We start from the raw sequence: 6151 nt of genomic DNA on the forward strand, positions 1-6151 counted from the left end.
GCTTGCGGTAGATGTTGCGCACGTGGGTCTTGACCGTGTTGACCGACAGCGACAGCTCACTGGCGATCCACGCCCTCCCCCGCGACCCCCGCACTTCGCTGAGGCCCCCGTCGCGGCCCGGGCCCCGCGGATGATCGCGCTCGATCCGGGAAGTAGTGGTCTTCGTGTCGGCCAGAGGGCGCTACATCCAGGATCGAGCGCGACTCGGCGCGGGAGGCCGGCGCCGACCGCCCGGGCCACCCCGGGTCGGGGCTGGCGAGCGGCCGCCGGGGCGGGCCGTGCGCGGTGTCAGGGAGCGGGGACGGCGCGGGGGTCGAACGCGTACGGGAGCTCCAGGCGGTGGGTGGCCAGCAGCTCGTCGTCGGTGAGGATGTCCCGGGTGGGGGCGTCGGCGACGATCCGGCCGGTGTCGAGGATCACCGAACGGCCGCACAGCTCCGCCGCGTACGGCAGGTCGTGGGTGACCATCAGCAGGGTCACCGGGAGGCCGCGCAGGATCTCCGCCAGCTCCCGCCGCGCCGCCGGGTCCAGGTTCGACGACGGCTCGTCGAGGACCAGGATCTCCGGGTGCATGGCGAGTACGGTCGCCACCGCGACCCGGCGGCGCTGGCCGAAGGAGAGGTGGTGCGGCGCCCGGTCCCGGTGCTCGCTCATCCCGACCGCGGCCAGCGCCTCGTCGACCCGGGCGGCCAGCTTCGCCCCGCGCAGCCCCAGGTTCGCCGGGCCGAACGCGACGTCCTCGGCGACGGTGGGCAGGAAGAGCTGATCGTCCGGGTCCTGGAAGACGATGCCGACCCGGCGCCGGATCTCGGCGAGGGTCTCCCGGTCGCGGCTGACCGTTAGCCCGCCGACGCTGACCGTTCCCTCGGTCGGGGTGAGGATGCCGTTGAGGTGCAGCACCAGGGTGGTCTTGCCGGCGCCGTTCGGCCCGAGCAGCGCCACCCGGTCGCCGCGCGGCACGGTCAGGTCCACCCCGTGCAGGGCGACATGACCGTCCGGATACGCGTACCGGACGCCACGCACGTCCAGGGAGGGCGGCTGCTGCACGTACCCGATCATGTCAGCACGCTCGCGACGGCGGCGATGCAGACCGCGATGGCCGGCACCGTCGCGGCGGCCGCCCACTGGCCGGCGGTGGCCGCGCCCGCGCCCTGCCAGACCGCCGGCATCCGGCCGGAGTAGCCGCGCGACACCATGGCCAGGTAGACCCGCTCGCCGCGCTCGAAGGCCCGCAGGAAGAGCGCGCCCACCCCGGCCGCGAAGCCGCGCAGCTGCCAGAGGAACCGCGGGTCGTCGCCGCGGGACACCCGGGCCACCCGCATCCGCCGGGCCTCGCCGACCAGCACGTCCAGGTAGCGCAGCATGAAGGTGGCGATCTGGGTGAGCACCTGGGGGCAGCGCAGCCGGTCCAGGCCGACGATCAGGTCACGGGTCGTCGTGGTCGCCGCGAGCAGGAGCGACGCGAGTACGCCGAGGGTGCCCTTCGCCAGGATGTTCCACGCGCCGTGCAGGCCGTCCACGGAGAGGCTCAACCCGGCCACCGCGACCCGTTCGCCGGTGCCGAAGAACGGCAGCGCGAACGCGAACAGCACGAACGGCAGCTCGATCAGCGCCCGGCTGAGCAGCCAGCGCGGGCCGACCCGGGCCAGCGCGGCCACGGCGGCGACCAGCACCGCGTACCCGCCGAAGGCCCAGTACGCCTCCCGCGGCGTGGCGACCACCGCGACGGTGAACAGCACCATCGCGGTGATCTTCACCTCGGGCGGGAGGCGGTGCACCGGGGAGGTGGACTCCCGGTAGAGGACGTGCGCGTGTCCGGCACCCATCGGTCGCGACCCCTTCAGCCGGCACTGCCGGGGCGCGACGCCGGCCGCTCGCCGGCCCCGGAGGCGGCCCGGTCGCCGCCGGCCGGGTCGGCCGTCCCACCGGACGAGGGGCCGCGGCGGCGGGCCAGCCAGAACAGGCCGCCGCCGAGGGCGAAGGTGAGCAGCACGCCGAGGACGCCGGAGAGGCCGGTGGAGAGGAAGGTGTTGCCGATCCCCCGCACGCCGTAGTCGGCGAGGGGGCTGTCGGCCAACTCGTGCCGCTGCGACTTCTGGGCCGGGCAACTGCCCCCGGTGATCTCCCCCTGGGCGTCCACCGTGCAGCCCTTGAGCAGGGACGAGTCCAGCCCGTCCGGGTGCGGCGAGGCGTAGTTGCTCACCACCCCGGCGAGCAGCAGGGCGACCAGCAGGCCGCCGAGGAGGAACGGCCACGAACGGCGGCTCATCGGGCACCTCCGGCGACCGGGACGGCGGCACCGGCCGGCGCGGCCGCTCCGCGGGCCCGCAGCGCGTACACCAGATCGGGGCGGACCTTGGCGACGGTGACCACCGTGGTCGCGGTGATCAGGCCCTCGCCGATGCCGATCAGCAGGTGGACGCCGGCCATCGTGCCGGCCAGCCCGGCGAGGTTGCCGCCCAGGTCGGTGGTGCCGCCCAGCCAGTACTCCAGCACGAAGCCCTGGCTGGCGACGACCACGCTGACCAGCCCGGCGACGAAGGCGGTGACGGCGAGGCCGGTCCTGGTCCGCGGCAGCACCCGCAGCAGCAGCGCGATCAGCAGGTACGCGGCAGCGGTGCCGATGATCGCCATGTTGGTGATGTTCAGGCCGAGCATCGCCACCCCGCCGTCGCCGAAGATCAGGGCCTGCACGATCAGCACCACCGCGACGCAGAGCGCCCCGACCCACGGGCCGACCAGCAGCGCGGCGAGCGCGCCGCCGAGCAGGTGACCGCTGACCCCGGCGGTGAAGATCGGGAAGTTGAGCATCTGCACGGCGAAGATGAACGCGGCCACCAGGCCGGCCATCGGCGCCAGCCGGTCGTCCAGGTCACGGCGCCCGCGCAGCACGCAGAAGGTGAGCACGGCGAGCGCGAGCGCCCCGAAGATCGCGGCGACGGGACCGTCGATGATCCCGTTCGAGATGTGCATCGCCAGGTTTTCCACCCGCTGAGCTTATTTGCGGCGAGCCGTTGTTGCCAATCCCTTGCAACAAGCCATGGTGATCATCACGCCCGGGCGCGTCGCCACCGGCCCCGGCCGCCCCGGCGGCGGTATCGTCTCGGCCATGACCGACCGCCTCAACCCCGGCGACCCCGCCCCCGAGTTCACCCTTTCCACCGATACCGGCGAGACGCTCTCCCTGGCCGACCTGCGCGGCCGCAAGGTCATCCTGTACGCGTACCCCGCCGCCATGACGCCCGGCTGCACCAAGCAGGCCTGCGACTTCCGCGACTCGCTCGCCTCGCTCCAGGCCGCCGGCTACGAGGTGGTCGGCATCTCGCCGGACAAGCCGGAGAAGCTGGCCAAGTTCCGCGACCGGGACGCCATCACCTTCCCGCTGGTCGCCGACGCCGACAAGGCCGTGCTCACCGCGTACGGCGCGTACGGCGAGAAGCAGATGTACGGCAAGACCGTGACCGGCGTGATCCGCTCCACCTTCGTCATCGACGAGGACGGCAAGATCGAGCGGGCGCTCTACAACGTCAAGGCCACCGGCCACGTCGCCAAGCTGCGCCGCGACCTCGGCCTCGAGTCAACTACCCGCCCATGAATGGGAGGGCTTGCGGATCGCTGTCCTGGCTGGCTGCGAGGCTAGGCCGCGTGCGGGCGATTGACTGCGCCCCAGCTGGCGACACCACGTGAAGCGATGTTGCGAGCCGCATTGTGGTCGGCGTGGGCAACGACCCCGCACGACCGACAGATGAAGGTTTCCTGGTTGGGTCGGTTCCGCTTGTCCCGATACCCGCAAGTCGCACAAGTCTGGGAGGTGTACCGGGGGTCGACCTCGACCAGCGGTACACCCGCCCGGCGCGCCTTGTAGACCAGGAACGCGCCGAGTTGGCGGAACGCCCAAGAGTGCAGCGTGACCCGTTGGGGCTTCCTCAGCCGGACCCGGTCGCGGATCCCCGTCAGTTTCTCGACGGCGATTCCGCGGCCGGTGCGTGCAGCCTCGGTCACGATGCTCTTGGCGATGGTGTGGTTGACGTTCGCGGTGTGCCGCGTTTCCTTCCGGCGGCGGCGGGCCAGGACCCGTTTCGCCGACTTGGTGCCTTTCTCCTGCAACCGCTTCCGGAGCCGCTGCTGGCGGCGCCGGTAGCCGTTAAGCGTGGTCCCGGCGTAACGGGTGTCGTCGGAGTCGTAGGCGATGTTCGCGATCCCCATGTCGACGCCCAGGAAGCCGTCCGGCTCATAGACCTGCGGCTCGTCCACCTCAACCGTGACGTACAGAAACCACATGCCGTCCCGGTGCACCAGGTCGCACTCGCCGACCGGACGGGTTTCCACGGCCTTGATCTGATCGGAGGAACCAGTGAACGCGACCTGTTTGAGCCGCCCTCGCACCGTCCAGATCGACACGACGCGGGCGTCGTGCCGCCACGACAGCATCCTTGCGTCGTAGGGCTGGGCGGCGTCCCAACGGAACATGACCGGGTTGGTCTCGATCTTGCGGCGGCGCTTCGATCCGGGCTTGCCATAGTTGCCGGCCTTGAGGTTACCCGCGAGCGTCTTGTAGACGTCGGCGACCTTCTTAATGACATGCTGAGCGGCCTGCGCGCCGAGCCCGTAGCCGTCCTTGATGCCCTGGTAGGCGTGCCGGCGCAGATCGTAGTTGCGGTAACAGCCGATCTCCCGCGCCATCACCGCAACGTCGGACGCTGCCGCGTTGCAGGCCCGCAGGGTCGCCTCCAACGCCGCAGCCTCGCCGGGCGTCGGCAGGAGCTTCACCTGCACCACCAACTTCACACCACCACCGTATCGATTGCCTATGTCACCACAGTGGACCCCAGACCCGGACGTCCGCCGCAGACGCTCGGTTGTCCACCACCTTCACCCGCACGTGTCCTCACCACGAAGTACCGGCCCGGAGCGCTCACCGATCCGATCCTCACCCGCTGCCAGCAGGTCACGGCCCAGGTGTGCCGGTACCTCGGCGCCGAACTACGGGAGCTCAACGGGCAGGACGACCAGGTCCATCTGCTCGTCCACAACGCGCCGAGCATCGCCCTGTCCCGACTGGTCAACAGTCTCAAGCGCATCGTTTTCGATACTTGCGCCGCGAGTTCGCCGCACAGCTACGCAACTACCTGTGGGGTCAGCGTCTGTGGTCGCCCTCGCACTTCGCCGAATCATCCGGCGGCACACCCCTCGCCGTGGCCAAGGAGTACATCGACAACCAAAAACGGCCCGGCGCGTGACGGCGTTCCTCCCGGCCGTAAACGCCAGGGTTCCCGCCTTATCAACCGCTGAACTAGTGCTTGATCGACCCGGGTTGCGGCATGTCGCGCCTTCCGGTCGCCGAATCGCCCCGATATGCCGCAACCCGCCAGCCGGGGCCACCACGGAACGGTCGATCTTCGCCCGGGCGGACTGCAGACCGTTTCGGTGCGACGCTCTAGACTCAGCAGGTCCGCGGGAGTGGCGTAATAGGCAGGCGCGATAGGTTTAGGTCCTATTGTCCGAAAGGACGTGGGGGTTCGACTCCCCTCTCCCGCACCAGCAACGATGTCGTGAGGATCACGAAGGTGGGTTCACGCCACGCCACTCCCCGAGGATGGCGGGCGTGGACCTGCGTTTCGTTCTCGATCCCGAGCTGACCCCGGCCCTGCGCGAGCAGCTCGTCGACCTCTGGGTGGACGTCACCAACGCCGGTGGTGCGGTCGGCTTCGTCGCCCCGGTGGCCGCGGCCGACGTCCGGCCGGTCGCCGAGCGCACCTTCGCCGACATCACCGGCGGCCCGGACCGGCTGCTGGTCGGCTACGCGGGCGCGCGCCCGGTGGCCGTGCTGATCTTCGCCGACAACCGCTTCCACTTGAAGAACCACTGGGGGATCCTCAAGCGGGTCATGGTCCACCCGGACACCCAGGGCCGGGGGTACGGTCTGGACCTCATGCGCGAAGCGGCGCGACGCGCGCCGGAGCTGGGCTGGTCGGCGCTGCACGTCACGCTCCGGGGCGGCCAGGGCCTGGAGGAGTTCTACGGCCGGCTGGGCTACCGCGAGGTGGGGCGGCTGCCGGGGGCGCTGCGGGTCGGCCCGGGGGACGACCGGGACGAGGTCTTCATGTGGCTCGACCTGGCGGACGCGGCGGCCTGACCGGTTGGCGCCCGC

At 71.1% G+C, this 6151-nt stretch carries 8 protein-coding genes, 1 tRNA gene and 2 pseudogenes; 5 read left to right on the top strand and 6 right to left on the bottom strand.

The window, feature by feature from the left end:
* The 5 genes and pseudogenes from ACWEVO_RS27205 to ACWEVO_RS27225 form a co-directional block, all read right to left on the bottom strand.
* Window positions 1–67: pseudogene (locus ACWEVO_RS27205) on the bottom strand (helix-turn-helix transcriptional regulator); the annotation flags it as partial.
* Window positions 68–288: 221 nt separating this feature from the next.
* Complete coding sequence (locus ACWEVO_RS27210) at window positions 289–1059, bottom strand: energy-coupling factor ABC transporter ATP-binding protein (protein ID WP_452310344.1); 771 nt, start codon at window positions 1057–1059, stop codon at window positions 289–291.
* Complete coding sequence (gene cbiQ, locus ACWEVO_RS27215; RefSeq protein WP_452310345.1) at window positions 1056–1826, bottom strand: cobalt ECF transporter T component CbiQ; 771 nt, start codon at window positions 1824–1826, stop codon at window positions 1056–1058. Before cbiQ ends, ACWEVO_RS27210 begins: the two co-directional genes overlap by 4 nt.
* Before the next feature lie 14 nt (window positions 1827–1840).
* Window positions 1841–2269, bottom strand: coding sequence for a PDGLE domain-containing protein (locus ACWEVO_RS27220; protein WP_452310346.1), 429 nt, complete (start codon window positions 2267–2269; stop codon window positions 1841–1843).
* Window positions 2266–2988: an energy-coupling factor ABC transporter permease gene (locus tag ACWEVO_RS27225; protein WP_452310347.1), complete on the bottom strand. Its 723-nt coding sequence runs from the start codon at window positions 2986–2988 to the stop codon at window positions 2266–2268. The genes ACWEVO_RS27220 and ACWEVO_RS27225 overlap by 4 nt, the downstream gene beginning before the upstream one ends.
* A gap of 121 nt (window positions 2989–3109) precedes the next feature.
* On the opposite strand from ACWEVO_RS27225, the gene bcp reads away from it, so the two are divergent.
* Complete coding sequence (gene bcp / locus ACWEVO_RS27230) at window positions 3110–3595, top strand: thioredoxin-dependent thiol peroxidase (protein ID WP_452310348.1); 486 nt, start codon at window positions 3110–3112, stop codon at window positions 3593–3595.
* Between the two features lie 41 nt (window positions 3596–3636).
* Here the strand turns inward: bcp and ACWEVO_RS27235 are convergent, their stop codons facing one another.
* Window positions 3637–4788 carry an RNA-guided endonuclease InsQ/TnpB family protein gene (locus ACWEVO_RS27235; RefSeq protein WP_452310349.1) on the bottom strand — a complete coding sequence of 384 codons (1152 nt, stop codon included), beginning with the start codon at window positions 4786–4788 and terminating at the stop codon, window positions 3637–3639.
* A 33-nt stretch (window positions 4789–4821) separates the two neighbouring features.
* On the opposite strand from ACWEVO_RS27235, the pseudogene ACWEVO_RS27240 reads away from it, so the two are divergent.
* The 4 genes and pseudogenes from ACWEVO_RS27240 to ACWEVO_RS27255 all read left to right on the top strand — a co-directional run.
* Window positions 4822–5070, top strand: a pseudogene (locus tag ACWEVO_RS27240) (transposase); the annotation flags it as partial.
* 23 nt (window positions 5071–5093) lie between these two features.
* The gene (locus ACWEVO_RS27245) at window positions 5094–5240 is read left to right on the top strand and encodes a transposase (RefSeq protein ID WP_452310350.1); all 147 of its coding nucleotides are present in this window, start codon (window positions 5094–5096) and stop codon (window positions 5238–5240) included.
* Between the two features lie 214 nt (window positions 5241–5454).
* A tRNA-Leu gene (locus ACWEVO_RS27250) sits at window positions 5455–5541 on the top strand.
* 64 nt (window positions 5542–5605) lie between these two features.
* Window positions 5606–6136 (top strand): N-acetyltransferase family protein, encoded by a 531-nt coding sequence (locus ACWEVO_RS27255; protein WP_452310351.1) that lies wholly within the window; start codon window positions 5606–5608, stop codon window positions 6134–6136.
* Window positions 6137–6151 lie beyond the last annotated feature (15 nt).

Source organism: Micromonospora sp. NPDC003776 (assembly GCF_053605645.1).